Here is a 26,204-nt window from a genome sequence, read left to right on the forward strand (position 1 = left end):
GATGAGTGACAATATTCTTTCACAGGCAGAGATCGATGCTCTGCTCAATGGTGACAGTGCTGCTGCGGATGACGTAGAACAAATCGCGTCATCAGTGGAGAGTGAGGTTCGCCCTTACGATCCCAATACACAACGCCGTGTTGTACGTGAGCGTTTGCAGTCACTGGAAATCATCAATGCACGCTTTGCCCGCCAATTCAGGATGGGGTTGTTTAACATGCTGCGCCGCAGTCCGGATATTACTGTCGGTGCCATTAAGATCCAACCTTATCTTGAGTTTGCCCGCAATTTGGCCGTGCCGACTAACCTCAATCTGGTTCACCTGAAACCATTGAGAGGAACTGCACTGTTCGCTTTTGAACCTAATTTGGTTTATATCGCGGTTGATAACCTGTTTGGTGGTGATGGCCGTTTCCCGACTAAAGTGGAAGGCCGTGAATTCACCTATACCGAGCAGCGTATTATCAACCGGATGCTGAAACTGGCGTTGGATGCCTATCGCGACGCATGGGATTCTATTTTTAAACTTGAAGTGGAATACGTGCGTTCCGAGATGCAGGTGAAATTCACCAATATCACAACTTCACCCAACGATATCGTGGTAACCACGCCGTTCCAGGTAGAGATTGGCGACCTGTGCGGAGAATTCAACATCTGTATTCCATTCGCCATGATCGAACCTCTGCGTGAACTCCTGACCAATCCTCCAGTAGAAAATGTGCGTCAGGAAGATGGGCAGTGGCGTGAAAGTCTGGTGAAACAAGTTCAGAACTCAGAGCTAGAACTGGTGGCGAATTTTGTTGATATCCCCCTGCGGCTGTCAAAAATCCTCCAACTGAAAAGTGGCGATGTTTTACCGATTGAAAAACCTGAACGTCTCATCGTTCACGTTGATGGTGTGCCAGTGCTCACCAGCCAATATGGAACACTTAACGGGCAGTATGCCCTGCGTGTTGAACACCTGATTAACCCTGTTTTAAATGCTCTGGATGAGGAAAAGCCCAATGAGTGATGCTAAACAACCCGCAGATACCAGATCAACTGAAGACTTGTGGGCAGAAGCGCTGGAACAACAGGCCGCACAGCAGACCTCTGACAGCGGCGCGTCAATCTTTGAGAACCTTGAGCCGCAGGATGCGCTCTCTCAGATCTCCGATATTGACCTGATTATGGATATTCCCGTTAAGCTCTCCGTTGAGCTAGGTCGCACTAAAATGACCATCAAACAATTGCTGAAACTATCTCAGGGTTCAGTGGTGTCACTTGATGGCCTTGCTGGTGAACCGCTGGATATCCTGATCAACGGCTATTTAATTGCACAAGGAGAAGTGGTCGTCGTATCTGACAAATACGGTATCCGTATTACAGATATCATCACGCCTTCTGAACGTATGCGTCGCTTGAGTCGTTAAGCATGATGGCGCATCAACCTGCCTTTCATGCTTCTTTTCAAAATGGTGCGGCACCTGATGCCGCACCGACTGTTCCAATAACTTATTTCAATGACTAATGCAAAGACGCCGATGCTATGATGACCAGCACAACAACAGCCAATACGCCAATAACCAATACATCAATAGCAAGCACAGCAACAAATGTCCCTTCCCTTTCGGCTGGTCAGACATTTATGCAAATCAGCAGTGCACTGGGTGGGATCTTATTGTTGATTTTTTTCATGGCATGGTTGATCCGTCGTCTGGGGCTTTCGCCTGCTAAGAACAAAAATCACCGATTGCTTAATGTCAAAGCAAGCTGTTCACTTGGACCAAAAGAACGGGTTGTGGTGGTTGAAATCGAAGATAGCTGGCTGGTTTTGGGGGTAACATCCCAACAAATCAATGTATTACATCAGCTCCCTGTATCTTCCGATAACAAGGAAAGGGAAACCGAACTTAAGACACTTCCTTTCGGTCAGTTATTAAAAAATACGCTCCAGCGAAAAAGTAAAAATGGCAAGGATGGCGATGAAAAATAGAGTTTTTTTTATGACAGGCAATCAAAAAACAGGCCGAAAATTTATCTCTCACATTCATCTGGTGCGTCTGGCAACTGTATTTATAGCATTTTTGCTACCATTGTTTTCCATGAATGCTGCTGCGGAACTACCCGGTATCATTAGCCAGCCACTGACCAATGGTGGACAAAGTTGGTCACTGCCGGTTCAGACCCTGATTTTCATCACCGCATTGGGGTTTATTCCCGCGGCCTTACTGATGATGACCAGCTTTACCCGCATCATTATTGTGCTGGGTTTGCTGCGTAACGCACTGGGAACACCTTCTGCCCCACCAAATCAGGTCATGTTGGGATTAGCATTGTTTATGACCTTTTTCATCATGGCCCCAGTATTTGATAAAGTTTATCAGGATGCTTATCTGCCTTTTAGCGAAGATAAAATCACGCTGGAAGCTGCACTGGATAAAGGCTCTCAACCTGTACGCCAATTTATGCTGCGTCAGACACGGGAAAATGATTTGGCACTGTTTGCCCGCCTTGCCGATCAAAAAGCATTTGAAACGGCAGATTCTGTCCCAATGCGTGTTCTGGTGCCAGCCTTCATAACCAGCGAATTGAAAACTGCGTTCCAGATTGGTTTTACGCTTTTTATCCCTTTCCTGATCATCGATTTGGTTGTAGCCAGCGTCCTGATGGCTTTGGGTATGATGATGGTTCCACCTGCCACGATATCACTACCATTCAAACTAATGTTGTTTGTTCTGGTAGATGGCTGGCAATTATTGCTTGGCTCGTTAGCTCAAAGTTTTTATGTCTGATTCGTTTTTCTATCTGAATTTGCTGAACGTGTCAGACAAAAATATTTGGCGTTAAATCTTATTGAAAAAGCTCAAACGGTTTGAAAAATTATGACTCCTGAATCGGTAATGGCTCTTGGTGTTGAAGCAATGAAAGTCGCATTGGCGCTGGCTGCCCCGCTGCTCTTATCAGCGTTAATATGTGGTTTAGTGATCAGCTTGTTACAGGCGGCAACACAGGTAAACGAAATGACCTTATCGTTTATCCCTAAAATTCTGGCTGTTGTTGTCACTATTATTATTGCCGGGCCGTGGATGCTGAATCTGCTGTTGGATTACATGCGTACACTTTTTAGCAGTATTCCAGCCATTATTGGTTAATCATGATCCCGTTTGATAGCGAAACACTTTCCCGCCTCGTCAGTGATTTTTTCTGGCCAATGGTGCGTCTTTTGGCATTGTTCAGTATTGCCCCGATTTTCAGTGAAAAACAGATGCCGATAAAAGTCAGAATTGGCCTGGCATTAGTGATCACGGCCTTATTGGTTCCAAATATTCCTTCTCCCCAAATCCCGATTTTTTCCGTTGCCGGGATTTGGGTTTTGGTACAGCAGATGCTGATTGGCGTTGCTCTGGGATTAACCATACAGATTGCGTTTGCGGTGGTGCGTCATACAGGTGAAGTACTTGGTTTACAAATGGGACTCTCTTTCGCCATATTTTTTGACCCTACTGGTGGCCCGAATATGCCAATTCTGGCACGTATTCTGAATATGCTGATGATACTGTTGTTTCTGGCTTTCGATGGTCATTTATGGATATTGTCTATTCTGGCAGATACCTTTTATTCCATCCCGATTCAATCTACCCAATTGAACCCCAGAGGTTTTTTATTGCTAGCACAAAGTGCCAGTCTGATATTTATCAATGGCATGATGCTGGCAATGCCGATGATTACTCTGCTTCTGGTATTGAACTTTTCTTTAGGCATGCTGAACCGCATGACACCTCAACTTTCTGTATTTGTGGTCGGTTTTCCCCTGACTCTGACAGTTGGTATTTTCACACTTTCCCTGTTGTTCCCGATGCTGGTGCCATTTACTGAGCGGTTATTTGGTGAGATGTTCGATCGTCTGGCATTAATCATTAATAATATGGTGCTGTAGATATTATTTGTCTGATAAGCCCGTCATTCGGCGGGATAATTTTTTCATATTCTCCATTCCTTAATGTCCCGATAAATAGCACAGTCACCCACTTTGCCCTGTATTTTCTTCATCCAGACACCATCCAGACATCGTAGTATCCGCATTCACGATTAATATTCACATCACAAAACTATCGACATACGGTATTTATTTCAGTTAACTTAATTCCATATCGTTATAATCATGTATGTATTTAATGTGGGGATTTCCCCACCAACCATATCTAGCTCATTTTTATCAAAGGGAAATTTAAAGAAATATTTAATTTATTTTCAAGTGGATGAAACAAACCAAAACCGAACTCTTATCAAGGAGAAATGAGAATGTTACATAATAACTCTTCACAAACTTCCTCAGCAGTTCGTAATAATAATTCCCTCCCCTCGCATACATACCCACTTAGTTCTCCTCAGCAAGCCGTCTGGTTTGATCAGGCCATTCACCCCGATTCTTCCCACTACAATCTCAGCCTTTTTATCTGTATCGAAGGAGAGCTGAATGAAGAATTATTTGCCCGTGCCTTTGAAAATGTTGTTTATAGTCATGACACTCTACGTTTACGATTTATCAACACCCACGCTTTGCCCACCCAGAAGATGATTCATTCTCTTCCTACGACTATGGATATACTCGATTTTTCATCGTATTCAGATGCTGAAATCAGAGTACAACAATACATGGATACCGAGTTTATACGTCCATTTCAACTGAATGATGCATTGTGGCGTTCTAAGTTATTGCGAGTCAGTAATACCTGTCGGTATTGGCAGTTTTGCAGTCATCATTTGATCATTGATGGGACTGGCCTGTGCATACTACTTGACAAGGTTATTGATAACTATAACCGTTTGATGAAAGGAGAAGCATTGAGCAACTCAGTTTACTCTTATCTGGATTTTATTACAGACAACCTCAATTACCTTGCTTCTGAACATTACTCACAGGATATGCAATTTTGGTTGAAGCGTTATGAAAACCTGCCTCCTCCTTTACTCCAGCACTCTAATTTCAATAACACTGATGCCAATAATATCAAGAGCCACAAACAAGCTAAGCCTATTGTTTCTAAGCCTGTTGTCTGGTCAGTTGACCAGACACTTTTTAAACGGATTAAAAAGTCCGTCGGCAAACAGGGATTTCCCCTTCTGCATTTCATGTATGCCCTTCTGGCCTGCTACTTCACTCGAACAGCAGATGTGGATGAAATTGTTATCGGTATTCCCTTACACAATCGCAAAAATGTAAAACAGAAGCACACGATAGGAATGTTCGCCTCCGTACTCCCCATTCGTATCACCCTTTCACCAGAGGATACATTTCGTGATGTTATACACAAAGCCGCAACCGAAATGAATCTTTGCTATAAGCACCGAAGCTTTCCCATCGTAGAGTTAAACCGCCAAATACATACCCGGCAAAAAGTCTCATCTCCTCAATTATTTGATGTGACATTATCTCTCGAACCGTTCAGCGCTAATCTGCATATGGAAGGAGAAAGTACTAACGTCAAACTCTTCGACCTACATTCTGGTGCCCCTTATCCTCTCGCTATCAGAATCAAACAATACACAAACACCGCCCATCATGAAGATACTGATTCCCCACTTTCTATTGAGTTCTATTTTTCTCCTGATTACCTGAGTACGACGGAAGTTATCACACTTCAGTCCCGCCTTGCCGTTTTGCTTGACGCCGCTCTCACTTCTCTGGAAATACCATCCCTTACCAATACGAAAATAGTCAATCTGCCTATCCTGCCCGACATTGAGCGCCAACAAGTTATAGTGGATTTCAACACCACCCGAACTGAATTTCCACAGGAGGCGCTGATTCATCAACTGTTCGAGGCACAAGTGCAGCGCACACCAGATGCCACAGCCGTGCTATTTGAAGAGCAATCATTGAGCTACGAAGAGCTGAATAAACGAGCCAATCGTCTGGCACATCATCTGATTTCGCTCGGCGTGCGTCCTGACGATCGGGTGGCGATTTGTGTTGAACGCAGCCTGGAAATGGTGGTTGGTTTATTAGGTATTCTCAAGGCGGGGGGCGCCTTTGTACCACTTGATCCGACTTATCCAGCCAAGCGACTGGCATATATGTTCAATGATTCAGACCCCGTGGCGCTGGTTACTCAGAAAGCCTTTATCCAGACAACATTTATTCAGGAAATAATGGCAGAAACGTGGAACAGTAACCTGCCAACTATATTGCTTGATACACCAGAATATTCTGTTTTGGATGAAAGATCAGAAGAAAACCCAGAAGCTCGCTCACTGGGACTGACTTCCCGCCATCTGGCTTATGTCATCTATACCTCCGGCTCTACAGGGCAACCCAAAGGAGTCATGATAGAACATCGTAGTTTGTGTAATTATATTGTCACCCGGAAAGACGTACTAACCATCACACCAGATCATCGAATCCTGCAATTTGCCTCAAACAGTTTCGATGCCTGTATGTGGGAATGTTTTATGACACTCTTGGCAGGCGCTCGCCTTTATCTTGCCAAACGAGATAACCTTCTGCCGGGTAAAACGCTGTCTGACTATTTAGAGACACATGCTATTACTCTCGCCATCTTATCCCCCACGGTTCTGGCAACAATGAACACCATCCCGGCAACACTGCAAACGTTAATCCTGGGAGGGGAAGCATGTCCGCCTACGCTGGTCAAACGCTGGGCGCGAGGGCGACGGATGCTCAATGTATATGGCCCGACGGAAACGACCATTTGTGCTACTTTTTACCAATGTGACAGTCAGGAAGACAAAGCGCCACCGATTGGTTATCCCATTGCGAATACCCAAATTTATATCCTTGATACTTACGGTCAACCCGTTCCGTTAGGGGTTGCAGGAGAGATTCATATCGCTGGTATCGGCGTTGCCCGCGGCTATCTGAACCGTCCCGAACTCACTGTTGAACGTTTCCTCACTAATCCGTTCTCTTCTGAGCCAGACGCACGTATGTACAAAACCGGCGATCTGGGACGTTGGCTACCCGATGGCAAAATTGAATATCTAGGTCGCAATGATTTTCAAATCAAACTACGTGGCTTACGCATTGAACTGGGAGAGATCGAAGCAAGATTACGGCAATGCCACGGTGTACATGAAGCTGTAGTGCTACCTTATGAAGATTTTTCCCATGAGGATCTTTCTCATCAAAATACGCCTGATGAGAATAGGCCATCTTCAAAACATCTGGTCGCTTACTTACTACCTGAGGCAGATGTTGAATTAGAACCCATGGCATTGCGGCAACAACTCTCACAACATCTTGCTGAATACATGATACCCAGTGCCTTTGTAACGCTCGATGCCTTTCCTCTGACCCCCAATGGCAAACTCAACCGTCAGGCTCTTCCGAAACCAGATCACACCGCAATCGTCACTCGCAGTTACCAAGCGCCTATAGGAGAAATCGAAACGACCCTGAGCCAAATTTGGCAAACATTGCTCGGAGTGAAACATGTCAGCCGCTACGATCACTTTTTTGAGCTTGGCGGCCACTCTTTGATAGCCGTTAGTCTGATAGAACAACTGCGCAATCTGGGATGGGTTCTTGATATCCAGATCATATTTACCAGACCAATATTGCACGAGATGGCAAACGCAATACTGTCGGCTCAGCAAGAGACAATTCAGGGAAACATAGAGCAGGGAAATATAGAGCAAGAAAATGCGGCTGCATTCACCGTTCCGCCTAATCTCATCCCTGACGGCTGTACTACCATTACACCCGACATGCTAACTTTAGTTTCCCTTTCTCAACATGAAATTGATGCCATCACCGCAGCTATTCCCGCAGGGGCTGCCAATATTCAAGATATCTATCCACTCACACCACTACAGGAAGGCATTTTTTTCTATTATCTGTTGCAGAAACAGGGGGATATTTATCTGTTACGCAATTTACTGTCCTTTAACACCCGCGAACGGCTTGATGCCTTTCTGGCAGCCTTGCAACTGGTCATTAACCGTCACGATATTCTGCGCACTTCCATTTATTGGCAGGAATTAGCGCAGCCAGTGCAAGTCGTTTGGCGGCAGGCCTCTTTGCACATTAATACGTTTTTAGCAAATAGCGAACAAGCGATCTCTTCTCAATTACTGGCATACTCAGATCCTCACCAGCACCGTTTTGATATAAGTCAGGCTCCGTTAGTCTCCGCCGACATTGCCTATGATCCAGCTCAGAATACGTGGTTACTGGCTCTGTGTATCCATCATTTAGTCTGTGACCATATAACACTGGAGCGTATTGTTGATGAAATCGGTGTATTATTACGTGGTCATTCCGAATTGCACAATCACGCCGAAAGTGGATATCTTGACAGCCGTCATTCTGAAACATTGCCACCAGCATTACCTTATCGTAACTTTGTTGCGCAATCCCTGCATGTATCGACTTCAACTCACGAAGCCTATTTCCACAAAGTACTTTCTGATGTAGATGCACCAACAGCCTCTTTCGAAATACTGGATCTTCATAGTAGTGAGCAACAAAATAGTAGTGAGCAACAAAATAGCAGTGAGCAGCAAATATCGGAAACCAAGCAATCACTTGACACTGCACTGTCCAGAGCTATTCGCACACAAGCCCGACGTCAGGGTGTTAGTCCCAGTATCTTGTTTCATGTTGCCTTAGCTTTGGTGCTGGCAAAAACCAGCGGACGTGATGATGTGGTCTTTGGCACGGTATTATTGGGGCGTATGCAAGGCAGTTCCGGCATCGATCAAGTTATGGGATTACTTATTAATACCTTACCCATTCGGATTAGGCTTACGGAGAATAGTGTACAAACAACCATTCAAGAGACCTACCTCAACCTGATGAGATTGTTAGAACACGAACAGGCAACACTGACACTGGCCCAACGCTGTAGCGGCGTCATACCACCTTTACCACTTTTCAACACCCTGCTTAACTATCGTCATAGTCAATCGAATGCCACCTTTGCTAAATTAGAAGGCACACGTCTGTTGATGCAAGAAGAGAGAATTAATTATCCCATCGGTTTGTTTGTCGATGATTGGGGTGATGAGTTTAGCCTGGTTGCCCAAACTGTATCGAGCATCGATTCGGTTCGTCTGATTGGCTATATGACCACAGCCCTGACAGGTTTGGTCAAAGCACTGGAAACCTCACCCCACCAACCAATTTTGGAAATTTCGATTTTGCCTGCTCGCGAGCGTCAACAGTTGCTGGTGGATTTCAACACAGTTCAATCCCGTCAAGACTTTTCATTTTCTCAAGATACAGCGGCAGATTTCCCACAACATGATGCATTTATTCACGAATTATTTGAAAAACAGGTACAGCGCAATCCTGATGCAATTGCTGTTATTTTTGAAGAACAGTCGTTAAGTTATGCTGAATTGAACCGTCAGGCCAATCGCTTAGCTCATCATCTGATTGCCTCAGGTGTCCGCCCTGATGATCGGGTGGCAATTTGTGTTGAACGCAGTCTGGAAATGATAGTGGGATTACTCGCTATCCTTAAAGCTGGTGGTGCCTATGTTCCGCTCGATCCAAGCTATCCTGCCGAAAGACTGACCTATATACTTGAGGATGCGGCTCCTGTTGCCTTACTCACCCAAACACCATTAATTAACCGGCTGGTCAGCACCGTACCTATTGTCGATCTCTGCAATCTTGCATACCTCATTATGGACATGCCAGTCAGTAACCCTGATCCTCTGCTCCTTGGTCTAACCTCACACCATCTGGCTTATGTAATTTATACCTCTGGTTCGACAGGCTTGCCAAAAGGGGTAATGAATGAGCATCGCGGTGTTGTGAATTGTTTACTCTGGGCACAAGAAACTTACCAATTCACCTCGCAGGATCGTGTCTTGCAGAAAACACCATTCAGTTTTGATGTTTCTGTTTGGGAGTTATTTCCGCCTCTGATGTTTGGTGCCCAATTAATCCTGGCACGTCCTGAGGTCATAAAGATCCGCTCTATTTATTGTCTGAAATAGAAAGGAACAGGATTACTATCATCCACTTTGTGCCTGCCATGCTACAGCAATTTCTCTATGCTATTCCTACCGGGCGTTGTCTTTCTTTGCGTCACATTTTTTGTAGTGGTGAAGCGTTTCCTTATACCTTGCAACAGAAATGTTTGTCTCACTTTACCCATTGTCAATTACATAACTTATATGGCCCCACCGAAGCTGCGATTCATGTCACCGCCTGGCAGTGTGTGCCAGATCGTTATGTCGGACGAGTCCCCATTGGGCAGCCTATTACCAATATCCAAATCTATCTTCTTGATCGTCATGGGGAGCCGGTTCCTATTGGTGTTACCGGTGAAATTTATATCGGTGGAGTCGGTGTTGCCCGCGGTTATCTGAACCGCCCAAAATTGACAACCGAACACTTTATTGCTGATCCTTTTTCTTCAGCCCCTGATGCCCGCCTATACAAAAGTGGCGATCTGGCTCGCTGGTTACCTGACGGTAATATTGAATACCTTGGCCGGAACGATTTTCAGGTTAAAATACGCGGTTTCCGTGTCGAACTTGGCGAGATTGAGGCCAGACTGGTGCAATGTCACAATGTGCACGAAGCAGTTGTACTTGCTCAAGAAGATACTTCTTATGAAAAAACAGGGAGTGAAAAACGTCTGGTTGCTTATCTACTCGCTAAACCAAATGCGATACTGGTGCCGGCAGAACTACGCCAGCAACTTGCACAACACCTTGCCGAGTATATGCTACCCAGCGCTTTTGTGACGCTTGATGCCTTTCCGTTGACACCTAATGGCAAACTCAATCGTCAGGCACTGCCAGTACCAACGCAGACGGCACTGGTGACCCGCAATTATGCAGCGCCTATCGGAAGCCTGGAAACGGAATTGGCTGAAATTTGGCAAGAACTGCTGAAATTAGAGAAAGTTAGTCGTCATGACCATTTCTTTGAACTCGGCGGTCACTCCCTGCTGGCTATCCAACTTGCTGCACGAATACGCCAGAAACTGGCGCGGGAATTGCATTTACAACACCTCTTTTCCCACCCGATCCTGGCCGATTTAGCAACCGTGCTTATCGATACCCCTGTGACAAACCGAGTCATTATTCCTGTGACTGATCGCAGCCAACCCTTACCGCTCTCTTTCTCTCAACAACGCTTGTGGTTCATCACTCATCTCAATACCAAAACCAATCTGGCCTATCATATCCCGCTGGCCCTGCATCTCAGCGGACATCTCGATCATGCTGCGCTTACGACTGCGCTTGATCACCTCGTCAGCCGACATGAAAGTTTACGTACCCGTTTTGTCCTGATTGATGAACAGCCTTACCAATATATTGATAGCGCAGATACTGGCTTTTCTCTGGTCTATCAAGATCTACGCAGTTTAGACGAAACATCTCGCATGATCCGTATTAACGAATTGGCAGAACTCGAAACACAAACGCCATTTGACTTTGCTAATGAGCCAATGATCCGAGGCCAATTACTGCAACTATCTGAAGAAGAACATGTATTGCTCCTGACCCAACATCACATCATTACCGATGGCTGGTCGGTGGGAATACTGCTTCGGGAACTCAGTGCGCTTTACCGTACCGCACTGGGAAAATATAACACTCCTTTACCTCACCTCCCCATCCAGTACCCAGACTATGCCGTCTGGCAACAGAAATGGTTACAAGATGGGGTTTTCACTACACAACGGGATTTCTGGCAAAAACAACTTCAGGGTGCACCGACATTACTTGATCTTCCTACAGATTATCCACGCCCGCCGGAACAACGATACACTGGCAATCACGTCCCTGTTCATCTGAATGCTGACTTACTGTCTGCTCTCAAAGCGCTCGGACAGCGTCAAAACACGACGTTATTTATGACTCTGCTTGCAGCCTGGGGGATCGTACTTGCCCGTTTAAGCGGACAGGATGATATTGTCATCGGCACACCTGTCGCTAACCGTTCACAGAGTGAACTTGAAGGATTAATTGGCTTTTTCGTCAATACGCTGCCTTTGCGCGTTAAATTGGAATCGTGCGATTCTGTGGCAAATCTGCTCACCCACGTCCGTGAAGGTGCACTGGCAGCTTATGCACATCAAGACCTTCCTTTTGAACAATTAGTGGAAATTCTGCAACCTGAACGCAGCCTGAGCTACAACCCAATTTTTCAAGTTATGCTGGCCCTAAACAACACTTCCACTCAGTCCCTTGAATTGCCAGGTTTATCTGTCTCACCGATAGAGCAGCCACATCGCAGTGCGTACTTTGACCTGACATTGTCACTGTCCGAAACGTTGGATGGCCTCAGTGGTTATCTGGAATACGCTTCGGATCTGTTTGAGCATACGACCGTTGAACGTATTGTCAGTTATCTCATCAATGTGCTAACGGCTATGGCAAGCGATGAAACACAAGCGATTGCCCGCCTGCCGATGTTATCTGCTGAGGAGCGCCAACAATTACTGGTGGATTTCAATACCTCTCAATCCTGTCAAAATACCGGAGTCAACTTGCCGGATAATACGTTGATTCATCAACTATTCGAAGCGCAAGTTCAACGCACACCAAACGCAACAGCAGTGATCTTCGAAGGCCAATCTTTGAGTTATCACGAACTGAACTGCCGCGCCAATCAACTGGCACATGGACTGATTGCCTTTGGTGTTCGCCCTGATGATCGTGTCGCTATTCATGTTGAACGGGGTTTAGACATGATTATCGGCCTATTCGGGATCTTAAAAGCCGGTGCCGGTTATATTCCACTTGATCCAGAATACCCCACCGAACGGCTGGTTTATCAGTTATCGGACTGCAAGCCGGTAATATTGTTGACCCAGAAACAATTACAGACACGTTTACCAATACAGGATATTCCCATCTGGCTGCTGGACGACGAAATTCACCAAAGTAACATGCAAAAACTGCCTGCCTATGATCCTGATAGCCAGCAAATGGGGATCAAGCCGTACCACTTGGCTTATATCATTTACACCTCTGGTTCAACCGGAAATCCAAAAGGCGTTATGCTGGAACATCACAATGTCGTTAGCCTTATTCATGCTCAATGTCAGGTGAGTGAGCCTCACTTGGGCGATCGGGTTTTGCAGTTTGTGACCTTTGCATTTGACATTTCCGTGTCAGATATTTTTCCTACTTTGGCCTCAGGTGCCACACTGGTTCTGCGCCCACCCTATATCAAAATACCGGATGCCACCTTTGTCGATTTCTTGCGTGAACAGAAAATAACCATCATCAATATACCGACCGCCTTCTGGCACCATTGGGTACAAGAAATGATAGTCAGACGCGGTAGTTTCAGCCCCTACCTGCGTATCATTATTGTTGGTGGTGACAAAGTAGAACACCGCTATTTAATGGACTGGCTATCGTACCCGGAAACACAATCCTGCCGTTGGATCAATGCCTATGGACCCACCGAGATAACCGTTACTGCAACGACTATGCCGATAAACAAAGATATGACAGCAGACAAAGAAACAGTGTCAGATAATAAAAATACGCCCTCTATTACCAACAACGTTATTACCAACAACATTCCGATTGGGCGCCCATTGTCTAATACCCGTGTCTATATTCTGGACGCACTTGGTCAGCCGGTTCCTATCGGCGTAAGTGGAGAAATTTATATCGGAGGCATGGGAGTCGCCCGTGGTTACTCAAATCAACCAGAGCTGACAGCAGAGAAATTTGTTGTCGACCCTTTTAGCGAGTACCCCAACGCACGCATGTATAAAACAGGTGATCTGGCTCGCTGGCGATCTGACGGCAATATCGAGTACCTCGGTCGCAATGATTTTCAGGTCAAGATCCGCGGATTCCGTATTGAACTGGGAGAAATCGAAACCAGATTGCTACAATTCCAAGGCGTGCGGGAAGCTATTGTGCTTGCTCGCGAAGATATTTCTTATGCAAAAACAGGTGATGATAAACGCCTTGTTGCTTATCTGACCGCCGAACCCAATACAAAACTTGTGCCCGCAGAACTACGTCAACAACTGGCACAATACCTTGCTGACTATATGCTGCCCAGTGCATTTGTGATACTGGATGCTTTTCCATTGGCTCCCAATGGCAAACTCAACCGCCAGGCCCTGCCGATGCCGGATCAGTCATCAATTGTGACTCACGCTTATGAAACACCGCTCGGTGAAAAAGAAAGAGTTCTGGTGGAGATCTGGCAAACTTTATTAGGGGTGGAAAAAGTTGGCCGTTATGACCATTTCTTTGAACTGGGCGGTCATTCTTTGATGATTATCAATCTGATTGAACGATTGCGCAACCGGGGTTGGAGCCTTGATATGCGCACTGTGTTTATCACTCCGATATTGGCTGAAATGGCAAAAGTCATGCAGGATATTGAAGATAACACAGCCGCATCCACTATACCCGCTATACCGCCTAATCTGATCCCTGATAACTGCACCGCCATTACTCCTGATATGCTGCCACTGGTTTCGCTGACACAACCCGAAATTGATACTATCGCCGCCACCATTCCCGATGGCATCACCAATATTCAGGATATCTACCCGCTCGCACCATTACAGGAAGGTATGTTGTTCCACCATCTGATGCAAACACAAGGAGACGTTTATCTGTTACAGACTTTGTTTGCGTTCGACACCCGCGAACGTCTTGATGCTTTTCTGGCGGCTTTGCAACAGCTCATTAACCGCCACGATATTCTGCGCACAGCTATCTGTTGGGAGGGTTTAACACAACCCGTGCAAGTTGTCTGGCGTCAGGCTTCCCTGCATATCAACACTTTTGTACCGGACGGTGATAAAAATATTTCTTCCCAGTTGCTGACGCATACCGCCCCATGCCAGCGCCGTCTTGATATAAGTCAGGCACCGCTCTTCTCTGCCGATATTGTCTATGATCCACATCAAGGTGAATGGTTGCTGGCTTTCTGCTGCCACCATATACTTAATGATCATATGTCGCTGGATATTATCATCGCTGAAATCAAAGAATTTCTGCATCCGCGTACCAAATTGTTACCTCCTGCACTGCCTTATCGTCACTTTATCGCTCAGTCTTTATGCGTACCGATATCAGATCACGAAACCTTTTTCCGTGAAATGCTCGCCGATGTGGATGCACCCACCGCACCTTTCGGAATAGTGGATATCTACCGTGAAAATAGGCAGATAACCGAAATCATCAAGCCACTTAACGCTGCCCTATCCAGAGCTATCCGCAAACAGGCGCGTCGTCAGGGAGTCAGTCCCGGAGTCTTGTTCCATGTTGCGCTAGCACAAGTTCTGGCAAAAATAAGCGGACAAGATGATGTCATCTTCGGGACAGTCTTACTCGGACGCATGCAAGGAAATGCTGATATTGATCAGATTCTGGGGCTGTTTATCAATACCCTGCCTGTGCGCATCCGGCTTGCAGGCAACAACACACAGGAAACTGTGCAAGCGGCTTACCGCAGTCTGACGCAGTTACTTGAACACGAACAAGCACCACTGGCGCTGGCTCAGCGCTGTAGTAGTGTAACACCACCTCTGCCACTGTTTAATACACTGCTTAACTATCGCCATAGCCAATCAAACGTTACCAACACCCTATGGGAAGGCATACGTCTGGTGACAGGGCAGGAAAGAACCCATTACCCTCTCTATTTAGCAATAGATGATTTGGGTAGAAGTTTCCTGTTGACAGCCCAGACTATATCGGGAATCGATCCAGCGTATCTGATTTCCTGCATGACAACGGCCCTAACAGATCTGGTAAAAGCATTGGAAGACGAACCTCATAAACCAATCATGAATATTTCTACTTTGCTTAGTAAAGAACGCCAACAATTACTGGCAGATTTTAATACTGTTCAGGCTAGCTTAGCGCGAGATTTATTGATACCAGACCAATCCGCCGTTATAACTTCCAGCCATTCCGACTATAAAGCGCCACTCGGTGAGGTAGAAATTGCACTGGCTAAAATATGGCAAAAATTGCTGAAACTGGAACAGGTAGGCCGCCATGATAATTTCTTTCTGTTGGGAGGTCACTCATTGATAGCGATACAATTGTTAGCCCGTATGCGTGAACAAAACATGGAGATCCCATTAGCAATGTTGTTTACTCATCCCACATTATGTGAACTGGCTAAGGCCATAAATCAAAATCATTCAACCGAATTTCATCGTTCAAACTGTAATTATTAACTGAAATAAAAATTAATTGGCTCCACAATCTATCTGTAGACTGTGGAGCCACTTCTCAATTCGTTATCTAAAGCGACCTTAATTAAAATTAGGTTGACCATTGGATGCTGTTACGCCACCATCCACGGGCAAATTCACACCATTTATGAAACTGGCATCTTCACTCGCCAAAAATGCAATGGCGGCGGCCACTTCATGCGGCTGCCCTGGCCGTTTCAACGAAATACGGCTATCGAAAGACTTAAGAGTTTCCTCGTCAAGACACTCAACCATTGGGGTTATTACCAAACCTGGGCAAACAGCATTAACCCGAACACCTTGTGAACCGTAATCCAGCGCCATAGCACGGGTGAGATTAACGACAGCGCCTTTTGACGCACAATAGTGAACGCTCCCCAATCACCTCCTAAGCCAGATATGGAGGCATTATTAACAATACATCCTTTACTTTTCAGCAAATGAGGTAAAGCAAAATAGCTACAATTAAGCACACCATTAAAATTCGTCGCTAATACCGCATTACCCTCTTCTTCTGAGAGACTCAATAAATCGCCAATTGCATACAACCCTGCATTGTTCACCAGAATATCGATCCGGCCAAAATGCCTGACCGTTTCATCAACCATATTTTTGACTGATTCCCGATCTGTAACATCAGTCTGGATCACCAACGCTTTTTTTGATGATAGTTCACTGAAGACACGATGAAGCTTATCAGTATCCCGTCCGGCTAATACAACAATGGCCCCCTCTTGCGAAAAACGTTTCGCTGTAGCCTCCCCCATACCACTTCCTGCGCCAGTAATAATGACAACCTTATCTTCAAACCGAATCATGTTATTACCCTCATTGATGTAATTTCAATGCTTGTTATAAATCCAGAGATAGCAATATTTTTGATCCCATTCTTCCTGACTGGAATTTATGTGTCAGTGAGCACTGCGTATTTCAGATATTGATTGAGATATGGAAACTGATTTATTCAAGATAGATATTATCTTATCGCCAGAAAATGTATTTTAAAATTTATAAAAAACAAGAGATGATTAACTATCATATCCTCCAGAATATAATTTGTTAATTATCTTGCTATTTCCTTTTTTATGCCTGATTGACTGTTAATTATTCAATAAAAGATTCATCAATATTTTTTCAGTGAAATTGGAGAACGGTACTACAAGCATCATTCTTCCCACAACTAAATCTGATCTAATTTAATACAAGTCATATATGATCTTGTTTTTTATCACAAAATAATGCATTATCCTGATTTTTGCAGTTTAGCAGGTAATAAAAAGTGAAAATGAAATCATTATGCTTCTCCGCAATTGCGGCCTTTGCAATTATCATCAGTGGATGCCAATCCAATGCGGATTCATTTGCAGCAGATGTTTATGACACAACTCAGTTAAACGAAAAACAGGAAACAAAGACAATCAATATCATTTCTGTTCTTCCTGCCAAAATCGTTGTAGAAAACAACACGAATAAACAAGCAGCCCAAACATTTGGTGCCATTCTTGGAGCTGTGGCTGGCGGTGTTGTGGGTTATAACGCAGGTCCCGGTTCCAGAGCAGGTATTGCGGCAGGTGCAATCGGTGGTGGTGCGCTTGGTGCAGCAGCAGGATCAATGGTAGATGATAAAGTCATCGTTGAAGGTATCTCTCTTACCTATAAAGAAAACACTAAAATTTACACCTCAACTCAAGTTGGGCGTACATGCCAATTCACTCCAGGGTTAGCCGTAGTTATTTCAACCAAAACAAATGAAACACGCGTTCAGCCTAATGCTACGTGCCAAGATAAAAAATAAGCAGGTAAATCATGGTTAAAAAAATTTTTATTGCATCTTTACTGATCACACTATCCACTCCTGTACTTGCTTCATCTCTTCAAAGCCAGCTTTCTGCCATTGCTCAAGCAGAAAGTGAAGGTAAAGCAGAAGAGCAAAAACAGCAGGCCGAAAAAAAGCTCAATTAGAAAGAGCAGCCAGAGTGGAAAGAGAAAGAAAACAAAGAGAAGCTGCTGTCAGAGCAGAGAAAATCAGAAAGCAAGAAGCTACCCGCGAAGCTGAAAAACAAAGAGTTCTGGCTGAAGCAGCAGCAGATAAGAAACGGGAGCAGGCTTATGAAGATGAGCTGCGCAAACTTGATATAGAGATGAGAAAACTTGAACTAGAGAAACGTTCAGCCAGAGCGAAGCGTGAAAATGAGTTCATTGATCACAAACAAATCAATAAATTATAATATATTGATAACTGAACAACCTCAGCACACCTACCTACCCGAACGCTTCCAGGAGGAATACCATTCAATACAACGCATAGCAATGGACTTTATGCTCGTTAGATAGGTAAAGTTTAGGGTCACGAGTAAGGATAAAAAGAAACGACTATCACCATAGGGCAGAAATCTGCCCTTTTAATATACGGGATTATCTCGAACCCAAAATCTGCGCTATACAGGAAATTAGGCATAACAATAGAAATTTAAGACTTAGAAATAATTTGTATTAGTCGCGACTTGGTCTGACAATTCAACTTGAAAAGTTGAGAGTTACCGGTTTTGATAGAGATGTCCAAATCTTAAACAAAACACGAGGTAACTCTCATGCTATATACCAATCTAACTTGAAGATGCCGGTTTCAAAATCTGGAAATTATCATTCAATCGACAAGCGAGTCCACCCGCTTTTTCCCGGAGTGTGACACGAAAAAAGGAGTGAATTGCCTCGCGAAACACTTTCGGTGTGGCGAAGTAGACATTGTTACGCACCTGCTCGTTCATATATTTCCATAATCGCTCTATGGGATTGAGATTAGGACTGTAAGGTGGCAAGTAATGCAACTCAATGTTGAGGATCTCGGCGATATCTTTCACCAAATCGGTACGGTGATAACCCGCCCCATCCAAGATGAGATGAATTTTCTGCGAAAGCGGATAGGTTTCTCGAATGGCACCGAAAAAATACGCCACATTTTCCGCGTTAATGCTCGGATATTCACGAATAATAGTCTCTTCAATACACTGTAAATTAAGGGCGCCCATGATGTTGAGTCGGGTACGGCTGCCTGTAGTTTCAATCATTTTGACGTGCTTTACCCCTGATTTTATCCAGCCATAGCTTAATTTTGTAGACTGTGAGGGATGCACAGCATCAATAAACAGAATCGGCTCATTCTGACCGAATTCGTCTTTCAGGGCGTGGTAGGCCTCAATAAATTGTTGCTGTTTATCCGCATCAAATTTATGAGGAACCCCTTTCGGCTTCTTGTAACTGAACCCTTGACGGTGAAGCCATTTGGTCATCCCGGCCACGGTGAACGAAACCTGCCAGCGTGCCTGGACATAGGCCACAATGTGTGCGGTAGTATGCATCAGATTCACCGTCAAATAATCCACCAGTTCAGCGGTTTGCCGGGCAGACAGATGGCTTTCAGAACCGCCATTTTCAGGGGCGAGTTTTTCCTGACTGAAATAATCTTTCAGATGACGACTGACAGTGCTTTCATGAATACGTAAGGCCTGAGCAATCATCTGAGCAGTCCAGCCCTCGGAAGCCAAAAGAACCGCTTTGATGCGGTCGCGAACGCGTCCATCACGCGTTGTATCATGCATCAGTTCGAGGGCGTGTTTTTGGTCTGGTGTCAGATGAATTTTCATGGTTGCAAGCATGATCTGATTCGGATAAGAAATCAAGCATCTTCAATGATGATTGGTATATACTAACAATCCTATTATTAAACACAAAGTCGGTTTACTTAATTTAGCGGAAGAACTCGGCAACGTTTCTAAAGCTTGCAAAGTGATGGGCGTATCACGCGATACGTTTTATCGTTACAACCAAAGCCGTCATGTTCCTAATTTTAAAAATAGCGCGGATGAGGCGACTGAGCGTGCCGTTGTTGAACATGCGGTAGAGTTCCCTGCTCACGGGCAACATCGAACCAGTAATGAGTTACGACAAAAAGGCATTTTCATCTCAGGAAGTGGTGTACGCTCTATCTGGCTCAGGAACAACCTTGAGAACTTTGTAAAACGGCTCAAAGCCCTTGAAGCTAAAGTTGCTGAAGAAGGTATTACGCTCAATGACGCTCAAATCACCGCCCTTGAGAAGAAAGCCTATGATGACGAGGCTTGTGGTGAAATCGAAACAGCTCATCCTGGCTATTTAGGCTCACAAGATACTTTCTACGTGGGTAATCTGAAAGGGGTTGGGCGTATTTATCAGCAAACATTCATCGATACGTATTCGAAAGTTGCGCATTGTAAGCTGTACACGAGCAAAACACCGATTACGGCAGCAGACTTGTTAAATGACCGTGTATTACCGTTCTATCAATCTCACCAGCTGCCAATGCTAAGAATACTGACGGATAGAGGAACTGAGTTCTGTGGTCGAGTTGAACATCATGATTATCAATTTTATTTAGCGATTAATGATATCGACCATACCAAAACGAAGGCGATGTCTCCGCAAACTAATGGTATCTGTGAACGGTTCCATAAAACGATTTTACAAGAGTTTTACCAAATCACGTTCCGCAAAAAGCTGTATGGTGATCTGGAAAGTCTGCAATCGGATCTGGACAACGGGTTATGGCACTACAATAATGAAAGAACACATCAAGGTAAAATGTGTTGTGGTCGAACACCAATGGAAACATGACTAGATGGAAAACGACTCTGGGCAGAAAAAAATCTGAACTAGATTTAACCTGACAGACACCTGTATAAATAACCGGTAACTGTCAGGTCAAGTCTGAGCTAATACACGCCTGACCGTCTTAAAACAATATGCCAAAGGGGTATCAAAAAACGCCCCTGAACTCGGTGCAGAATTATTAGACGTTTTAACCAGCACAAAATGGTATATCTGGCATGGGAATGTCAATAAGGCATTAGAATATTTGGATCATTTTGCCTTGATATGTGATGACGATACATTGCATTATGAAAACCATAAATCGCTGTTAAAACATCTTGATGAAATGTATACCTATATTGAAAATAACCGCATGATGATCCCGAATTATGGTGAAATGTACCGATATGGTGAACCGATCTCCTCGTCATTTGTTGAATCGGCAATCAATGAAGTTATCGCTAAACGGATGGTGAAAAAGCAGCAAATGCAATGGAGCCAACAAGGCGCACATTATTTACTCCAGACACGCACAGCGGTACTTAATAATGATTTAAAAGCCCGATTTGAGTATTGGTATCCGGGAATAAAGTTAGGTGAAGAAATGGAGCGCTATTTGACAGAAGCTGAAGCTATTGCGGCATAAGTGCCCCACACTAATGAGATGGCCGCCCTCACCCTGTTAGCGATATATTGACAGCGTGTGATTTATTTTTTAAGAGGCTACCATCATGAACACTATCGCACTGATTGGCATCGATCTCGGCAAACATTCCTTTCATGTCCATTGTCAGGATCAATCGGGGAAAGCCTTACTGCGTAAAAAATTCACCCGAACTAAATTGATGGAATTCTTAGCTGACTGCTTTCCGGCAACGGTGGTGATGGAAGCCTGTGCTGGCGCACATTTCATGGCAAGGCGGATCGCTGATTTGGGGCATGAGGCCAAGCTGATTTCACCGCAGTTTGTGCGTCCCTTCGTTAAAAGTAACAAGAATGATTTTATTGATGCTGAAGCTATCTGTGAAGCCGCTTCACGTCCTTCAATGCGGTTTGTTCAGCCCAGAACGGAAGCCCAACAAGCCATGCGAGCGTTGCATCGTGTCCGGGAATCACTGGTCCGGGATAAAGTCAAAACGACCAACCAGATGCAGGCTTTCCTGCTTGAGTTTGGCATCAGTATGCCCAAAGGGATTGCTGTGATAAAACGACTCTCCACTGTGTTGGTTGAACATGAACTTCCCCCTTATCTGGTACAGGTATTACTGCGGTTACAGGCGCATTATCACTATTTGGTTGAACAAATCACCGAGATTGAAACTGCCCTGTCACAGGAGATTGCTCAGGATGATACCGGACAACGGCTGATGACGATCCCCGGCATTGGCCCCATCACGGCGAGTGTGCTTTCCTCACAACTGGGCGATGGGAAGCAATACGCACACAGCCGGGATTTTGCAGCCTCGACGGGATTGGTTCCCCGCCAATACAGTACCGGGGGAAAGACAACCTTATTAGGGATCAGTAAACGGGGTAATAAGACACTCCGGCAACTGTTGGTGCTATGTGCCCGAACGTTCATAATGCATATTGAGCATAGAAAGGGCAAACTGGCTGACTGGGTTAAACGGCAACTTGAACGAAAGCATTCTAATATTGTGGCCTGTGCGTTAGCGAATAAACTCGCCCGGATAGCGTGGGCTATGACGACACAACACACGGTATTTGAAGCCTAAATCAAGCCTGTTGTGAACAAATTTGAAACGAGACCCCACTGGTTTTGCGAAGACTGATAATTGATGACATGAACGGCCTACCGGCCTGATGAGAAACCTAGCATAAAAATTGGCTCCTTGAAGCCGGCACACTTTTAAGGTTCATCAGGCGCGGAACTCATCGAGGCGCAGGCTCCTTGCCTATAATGACGCCGGATAGATTTAAGCAAGCCCAAAATTCATCAAAATGAGTGTTGCAAAAACGAGGGCGACCATAGAATTTTTATGGTCTCAGTGGTATTTCGACAGGTTCATCATCTATGTTTTTAGCTTCAACAATCAGACTGGCGTAAATAAAACCATTATCAAAAACAACATTCGTTTTGAGGAGTTTATTCTCCATGACAAGTTTAAAAAAACGAACGTAGCTAACCCACACATAATATGCGGCCACGATAATTGCCATTAAAACAGTAATGGCCCAGTGTATGTAACCGCGAAAGGAAAGGTAAAACGCATAAATCACCAGCAGATCGACGGACATGACAAGCAGCCGATTATGATAGACACGACCGGAAGAAAACATTTTTGGTAAAAAACGTAGCATAAAACAATCCTCGTAAAAGAGATGGTTTACAGGATACATAGGAGGCAAAAAAAAACGCGTTTTTTTCTACCTCGTTTTGTGGTCAAAAGTGAATTTTTCTCTCTGGATTTTTCCGATATAGGGAATGGAAGTAAATCCCACAAAAGGGAATTTTAATTTCTTTTGGTTTAATTCCCCGTCGTTCCGGGAGTAGCCGTTTTTCTTTGATGCGCCGTGACAGGCGCTATTGACTTTCTGTAGTGGTGAATCAATGATTTGGAGGTAAAATCGGAAGGAAGCTGGAAGCAAAATGCTGGCCTGACGAACAGGGAAACTATCTTAAACGTATCGGTAAAAAATAATTGGATCAATACCAGTAAAATAGCCATTTCCTCTCTTTTGGACTAGATCTTAAATAGAGACTTTATAGTGCCTAAAAGCGGGAGCCTGTTGCTCCCTAATGACTGGAGGAACCACTCATGAAATATACTCCTTTTGGGGTCGATATTGCAAAACATCTGATGCAAATTCATTTTGTTGATGAATACACCGGTGAAGTCATTGATAAACAGCTGCGGCGAAATGATTTCTTAACGTTCTTCAGTAACCGAGCTGAAAAAAAGACTCCCGCTTTGTGTAGCGATTGTGGGCATGTCCAATAAGCTGGCTCGTACCGTTTGGGCGCTGGTAGCCCATCAGCGGAAATACCAAAAAGATTACGTCAGTGTCAGGCCTTATTAAGGTGTTTCACTGGTCAACTTTAACTTTTAACGACAAGGATGAATGCAGAAAGATTGCTGGGACAATGATAATGATGACAAAGACAGGTCAGCTGATTACATCGAGGCCCGCAGCTTCGGCTGTAATAAGGCGGATATAGAGCCGCAATCTATTGTCGATGTCAACGCTATTTTTGTTTTGCAAACGGGATGTGTTCATATAGCATTTATGACTCAACAACAACCTATGTCTATCTGGAATTACTTATTATCTCGTGATGCGCTAATGACCATTATTATACCGATTGTACTCTATAACCTTGTATTTCATTTAGGTGGTGTCGGGGCCGCCTTGCTACTGACAACACTATATTCAATTCTTCTAAAATTTATTAGTAAAACCAAAGGTATTTGGGTGGTTATTGTACTGATGTTAGTATCAGGTATTAACCATTTTCTTTATATTCATGGATACACACTATTTGATATCAAACAAGAGGAAGTATTCCGTTCTGTTAGTAGTGCTGCTTCTTTGGTTTCCGTGTTTTGTTTTTACTCATTGATAGGAAAGCCTGCTGCTCGAACGATGGCTGAACAAGCTATGCCCCGGTTAAAAATGTCTACTGTCTATGGTACTCCATTGTATGTTAGAGTATGGCATGAAGTTTCTATTGCTTGGATTTTTGTATATTCATTAAAAACGGTAGGTCTCTATTTCTTTTCGAATAGGAAGGGTTTTCCCATTGATGACTTCATTTTTTTCTGTGGACATCCATTGACGTTGTTGATGATAATATTCAGTTACTATTGGCCTAAATATCGTTGGAAAAAAGCTAAAAGAAAGTCCGAATCTATTGATTGTAAATGAGTAAAAACACTGTAAATAAATACTATGGTGATCTTGTTATATTTTTTTATTCTTATACCATGAAATAAAAAGATTCATAGCTCCCCCCCAAAAAATACCATCAAGAAGACCACTTACTAGGCCGAATAGTAAGTTATAATATAATGAATGTAGAAACATTGGAGAGATGCTTAATAAAGTTGTCATAATAAATTTACTTACAAAAGTAATTGATATCATTATTAGTGTCAAAGGTGTACCAGGACGAATAATTAAGGTACTTTCGGGTTTTTCTCTTAATCGTGGCTGTGATCTCCATAGTATCCAACCAATAGTAATACCGGAAACTAGACCTGTTATCATCATTATGAATGATAAATATGAAAAGTAGGTTTCAGTGAGAACACTATGTGATCCCCAAAATAAAAATACGGTAGGTAGTAAAAATATACGTTCTATACTCATTTCACGGTCAGAGAGAGCGTTAATGCCTCTCATGATAAGAAATATAAGCAAAATCCAAACCCATATAGGTGTGTCTTTTATAATAATGATGTATTGTGGCATGTTGTTACTCGCTAGTCTTTTTCGTATGAAAAATTTATCATTCAGGTGATTTGAAATTCTTCTGTAAGCTAGTGGGTCTTGATTCCACACGAAGCGAGGAATCAAGAGATCTTCTGCCATTTTGAAAATATATTTAGAATGTACCTTTAATACTAAAATATAACCTATTATCCATTTTTTACAAAAGAAAAAATCCAGATTAGTGTGTCATATATTCAAAGTTTTTTGAGATTCCAAAAAATTAGGTAGATAACATATATACCAATCTAACTTGAAGATGCCGGTTTCAAAATCTGGAAATTATCATTCAATCGACAAGCGAGTCCACCCGCTTTTTCCCGGAGTGTGACACGAAAAAAGGAGTGAATTGCCTCGCGAAACACTTTCGGTGTGGCGAAGTAGACATTGTTACGCACCTGCTCGTTCATATATTTCCATAATCGCTCTATGGGATTGAGATTAGGACTGTAAGGTGGCAAGTAATGCAACTCAATGTTGAGGATCTCGGCGATATCTTTCACCAAATCGGTACGGTGATAACCCGCCCCATCCAAGATGAGATGAATTTTCTGCGAAAGCGGATAGGTTTCTCGAATGGCACCGAAAAAATACGCCACATTTTCCGCGTTAATGCTCGGATATTCACGAATAATAGTCTCTTCAATACACTGTAAATTAAGGGCGCCCATGATGTTGAGTCGGGTACGGCTGCCTGTAGTTTCAATCATTTTGACGTGCTTTACCCCTGATTTTATCCAGCCATAGCTTAATTTTGTAGACTGTGAGGGATGCACAGCATCAATAAACAGAATCGGCTCATTCTGACCGAATTCGTCTTTCAGGGCGTGGTAGGCCTCAATAAATTGTTGCTGTTTATCCGCATCAAATTTATGAGGAACCCCTTTCGGCTTCTTGTAACTGAACCCTTGACGGTGAAGCCATTTGGTCATCCCGGCCACGGTGAACGAAACCTGCCAGCGT

19 protein-coding genes and 3 pseudogenes are annotated in these 26,204 nt (G+C 44.0%); 16 read left to right on the forward strand and 6 right to left on the reverse strand.

Features of this window, described 5'->3' with window-relative positions:
• The first annotated feature begins 1 nt into the window (after position 1).
• The 8 genes from fliM to AAC852_RS20180 all read left to right on the forward strand — a co-directional run bounded on the left by fliM (position 2) and on the right by AAC852_RS20180 (position 16,145).
• Entirely contained in the window at positions 2-1,012 is a 1,011-nt protein-coding gene (gene fliM / locus AAC852_RS08140; RefSeq protein ID WP_047681175.1) for a flagellar motor switch protein FliM, read from the forward strand.
• Entirely contained in the window at positions 1,005-1,412 is a 408-nt protein-coding gene (fliN, locus tag AAC852_RS08145; RefSeq protein ID WP_340620606.1) for a flagellar motor switch protein FliN, read from the forward strand. The genes fliM and fliN overlap by 8 nt, the downstream gene beginning before the upstream one ends.
• A 116-nt stretch (positions 1,413-1,528) precedes the next feature.
• A complete protein-coding gene (gene fliO, locus AAC852_RS08150) occupies positions 1,529-1,975 on the forward strand; it encodes a flagellar biosynthetic protein FliO (protein ID WP_340620607.1) in 447 nt (148 codons plus the stop codon).
• A gap of 109 nt (positions 1,976-2,084) precedes the next feature.
• Positions 2,085-2,774 carry a flagellar type III secretion system pore protein FliP gene (fliP, locus tag AAC852_RS08155; RefSeq protein ID WP_422824273.1) on the forward strand — a complete coding sequence of 230 codons (690 nt, stop codon included), beginning with the start codon at positions 2,085-2,087 and terminating at the stop codon, positions 2,772-2,774.
• Positions 2,775-2,864: 90 nt separating this feature from the next.
• Positions 2,865-3,134 (forward strand): flagellar biosynthesis protein FliQ, encoded by a 270-nt coding sequence (gene fliQ / locus AAC852_RS08160; RefSeq protein ID WP_038262736.1) that lies wholly within the window; start codon positions 2,865-2,867, stop codon positions 3,132-3,134.
• 2 nt (positions 3,135-3,136) lie between these two features.
• Complete coding sequence (fliR, locus tag AAC852_RS08165) at positions 3,137-3,919, forward strand: flagellar biosynthetic protein FliR (RefSeq protein ID WP_340620608.1); 783 nt, start codon at positions 3,137-3,139, stop codon at positions 3,917-3,919.
• Positions 3,920-4,284: 365 nt separating this feature from the next.
• Positions 4,285-9,951 (forward strand): amino acid adenylation domain-containing protein, encoded by a 5,667-nt coding sequence (locus AAC852_RS20175; protein ID WP_340620609.1) that lies wholly within the window; start codon positions 4,285-4,287, stop codon positions 9,949-9,951.
• Positions 9,939-16,145, forward strand: a complete 6,207-nt coding sequence (locus AAC852_RS20180; protein WP_479715107.1) for an amino acid adenylation domain-containing protein — start codon at positions 9,939-9,941, stop codon at positions 16,143-16,145. The genes AAC852_RS20175 and AAC852_RS20180 overlap by 13 nt, the downstream gene beginning before the upstream one ends.
• Positions 16,146-16,223: 78 nt before the next feature.
• On the opposite strand, the pseudogene budC reads toward AAC852_RS20180, so the two are convergent.
• Positions 16,224-16,981: pseudogene (gene budC, locus AAC852_RS08180) on the reverse strand (meso-2,3-butanediol dehydrogenase).
• A gap of 467 nt (positions 16,982-17,448) precedes the next feature.
• Here budC and AAC852_RS08185 point away from each other — a divergent pair.
• Genes AAC852_RS08185 through AAC852_RS08195 form a run of 3 tightly spaced genes read left to right on the forward strand, consistent with a single transcriptional unit; the run spans position 17,449 to position 18,391 of the window.
• A complete protein-coding gene (locus AAC852_RS08185; RefSeq protein ID WP_340620633.1) occupies positions 17,449-17,958 on the forward strand; it encodes a hypothetical protein in 510 nt (169 codons plus the stop codon).
• A gap of 11 nt (positions 17,959-17,969) precedes the next feature.
• Positions 17,970-18,125: a hypothetical protein gene (locus AAC852_RS08190; RefSeq protein ID WP_340620610.1), complete on the forward strand. Its 156-nt coding sequence runs from the start codon at positions 17,970-17,972 to the stop codon at positions 18,123-18,125.
• A 14-nt stretch (positions 18,126-18,139) separates the two neighbouring features.
• On the forward strand, positions 18,140-18,391 hold the full coding sequence (locus AAC852_RS08195; RefSeq protein ID WP_340620611.1) for a DUF5384 family protein: 252 nt from the start codon (positions 18,140-18,142) through the stop codon (positions 18,389-18,391).
• Positions 18,392-18,769: 378 nt separating this feature from the next.
• Here AAC852_RS08195 and AAC852_RS08200 read toward each other — a convergent pair whose 3' ends face one another.
• Positions 18,770-19,807 (reverse strand): IS630 family transposase, encoded by a 1,038-nt coding sequence (locus AAC852_RS08200; RefSeq protein WP_340619667.1) that lies wholly within the window; start codon positions 19,805-19,807, stop codon positions 18,770-18,772.
• Between the two features lie 52 nt (positions 19,808-19,859).
• Between AAC852_RS08200 and AAC852_RS08205 the strand changes: the two genes are divergently transcribed.
• The 3 genes and pseudogenes from AAC852_RS08205 to AAC852_RS08215 all read left to right on the forward strand — a co-directional run bounded on the left by AAC852_RS08205 (position 19,860) and on the right by AAC852_RS08215 (position 22,525).
• Complete coding sequence (locus tag AAC852_RS08205; protein ID WP_422824268.1) at positions 19,860-20,813, forward strand: IS481 family transposase; 954 nt, start codon at positions 19,860-19,862, stop codon at positions 20,811-20,813.
• A gap of 106 nt (positions 20,814-20,919) precedes the next feature.
• A pseudogene (locus tag AAC852_RS08210) lies at positions 20,920-21,435 on the forward strand (ISKra4 family transposase); the annotation flags it as partial.
• A gap of 85 nt (positions 21,436-21,520) precedes the next feature.
• Positions 21,521-22,525 (forward strand): IS110 family RNA-guided transposase, encoded by a 1,005-nt coding sequence (locus tag AAC852_RS08215; protein WP_262946804.1) that lies wholly within the window; start codon positions 21,521-21,523, stop codon positions 22,523-22,525.
• Between the two features lie 262 nt (positions 22,526-22,787).
• Here the strand turns inward: AAC852_RS08215 and AAC852_RS08220 are convergent, their stop codons facing one another.
• Both AAC852_RS08220 and AAC852_RS08225 read right to left on the reverse strand, forming a co-directional pair.
• Positions 22,788-23,111 (reverse strand): hypothetical protein, encoded by a 324-nt coding sequence (locus AAC852_RS08220; RefSeq protein ID WP_340620612.1) that lies wholly within the window; start codon positions 23,109-23,111, stop codon positions 22,788-22,790.
• A gap of 167 nt (positions 23,112-23,278) precedes the next feature.
• Complete coding sequence (locus AAC852_RS08225; RefSeq protein ID WP_340620613.1) at positions 23,279-23,479, reverse strand: hypothetical protein; 201 nt, start codon at positions 23,477-23,479, stop codon at positions 23,279-23,281.
• 90 nt (positions 23,480-23,569) lie between these two features.
• Between AAC852_RS08225 and AAC852_RS08230 the strand changes: the two are divergent.
• Positions 23,570-23,701 (forward strand): annotated as a pseudogene (locus tag AAC852_RS08230) (IS110 family transposase); the annotation flags it as partial.
• Positions 23,702-23,873: 172 nt separating this feature from the next.
• Positions 23,874-24,677: a hypothetical protein gene (locus tag AAC852_RS08240; protein ID WP_340620614.1), complete on the forward strand. Its 804-nt coding sequence runs from the start codon at positions 23,874-23,876 to the stop codon at positions 24,675-24,677.
• 36 nt (positions 24,678-24,713) lie between these two features.
• On the opposite strand, the gene AAC852_RS08245 is transcribed toward AAC852_RS08240, so the two are convergent.
• Positions 24,714-25,223, reverse strand: coding sequence for a DUF6622 family protein (locus tag AAC852_RS08245; protein ID WP_340620615.1), 510 nt, complete (start codon positions 25,221-25,223; stop codon positions 24,714-24,716).
• Between the two features lie 266 nt (positions 25,224-25,489).
• A partial coding sequence (locus AAC852_RS08250) for an IS630 family transposase (protein ID WP_340620616.1) occupies positions 25,490-26,204 on the reverse strand: 715 nt, incomplete at its 5' end.

The organism is Xenorhabdus siamensis (assembly GCF_037996745.1).
Taxonomy (GTDB): Bacteria; Pseudomonadota; Gammaproteobacteria; order Enterobacterales; family Enterobacteriaceae; genus Xenorhabdus; species Xenorhabdus indica.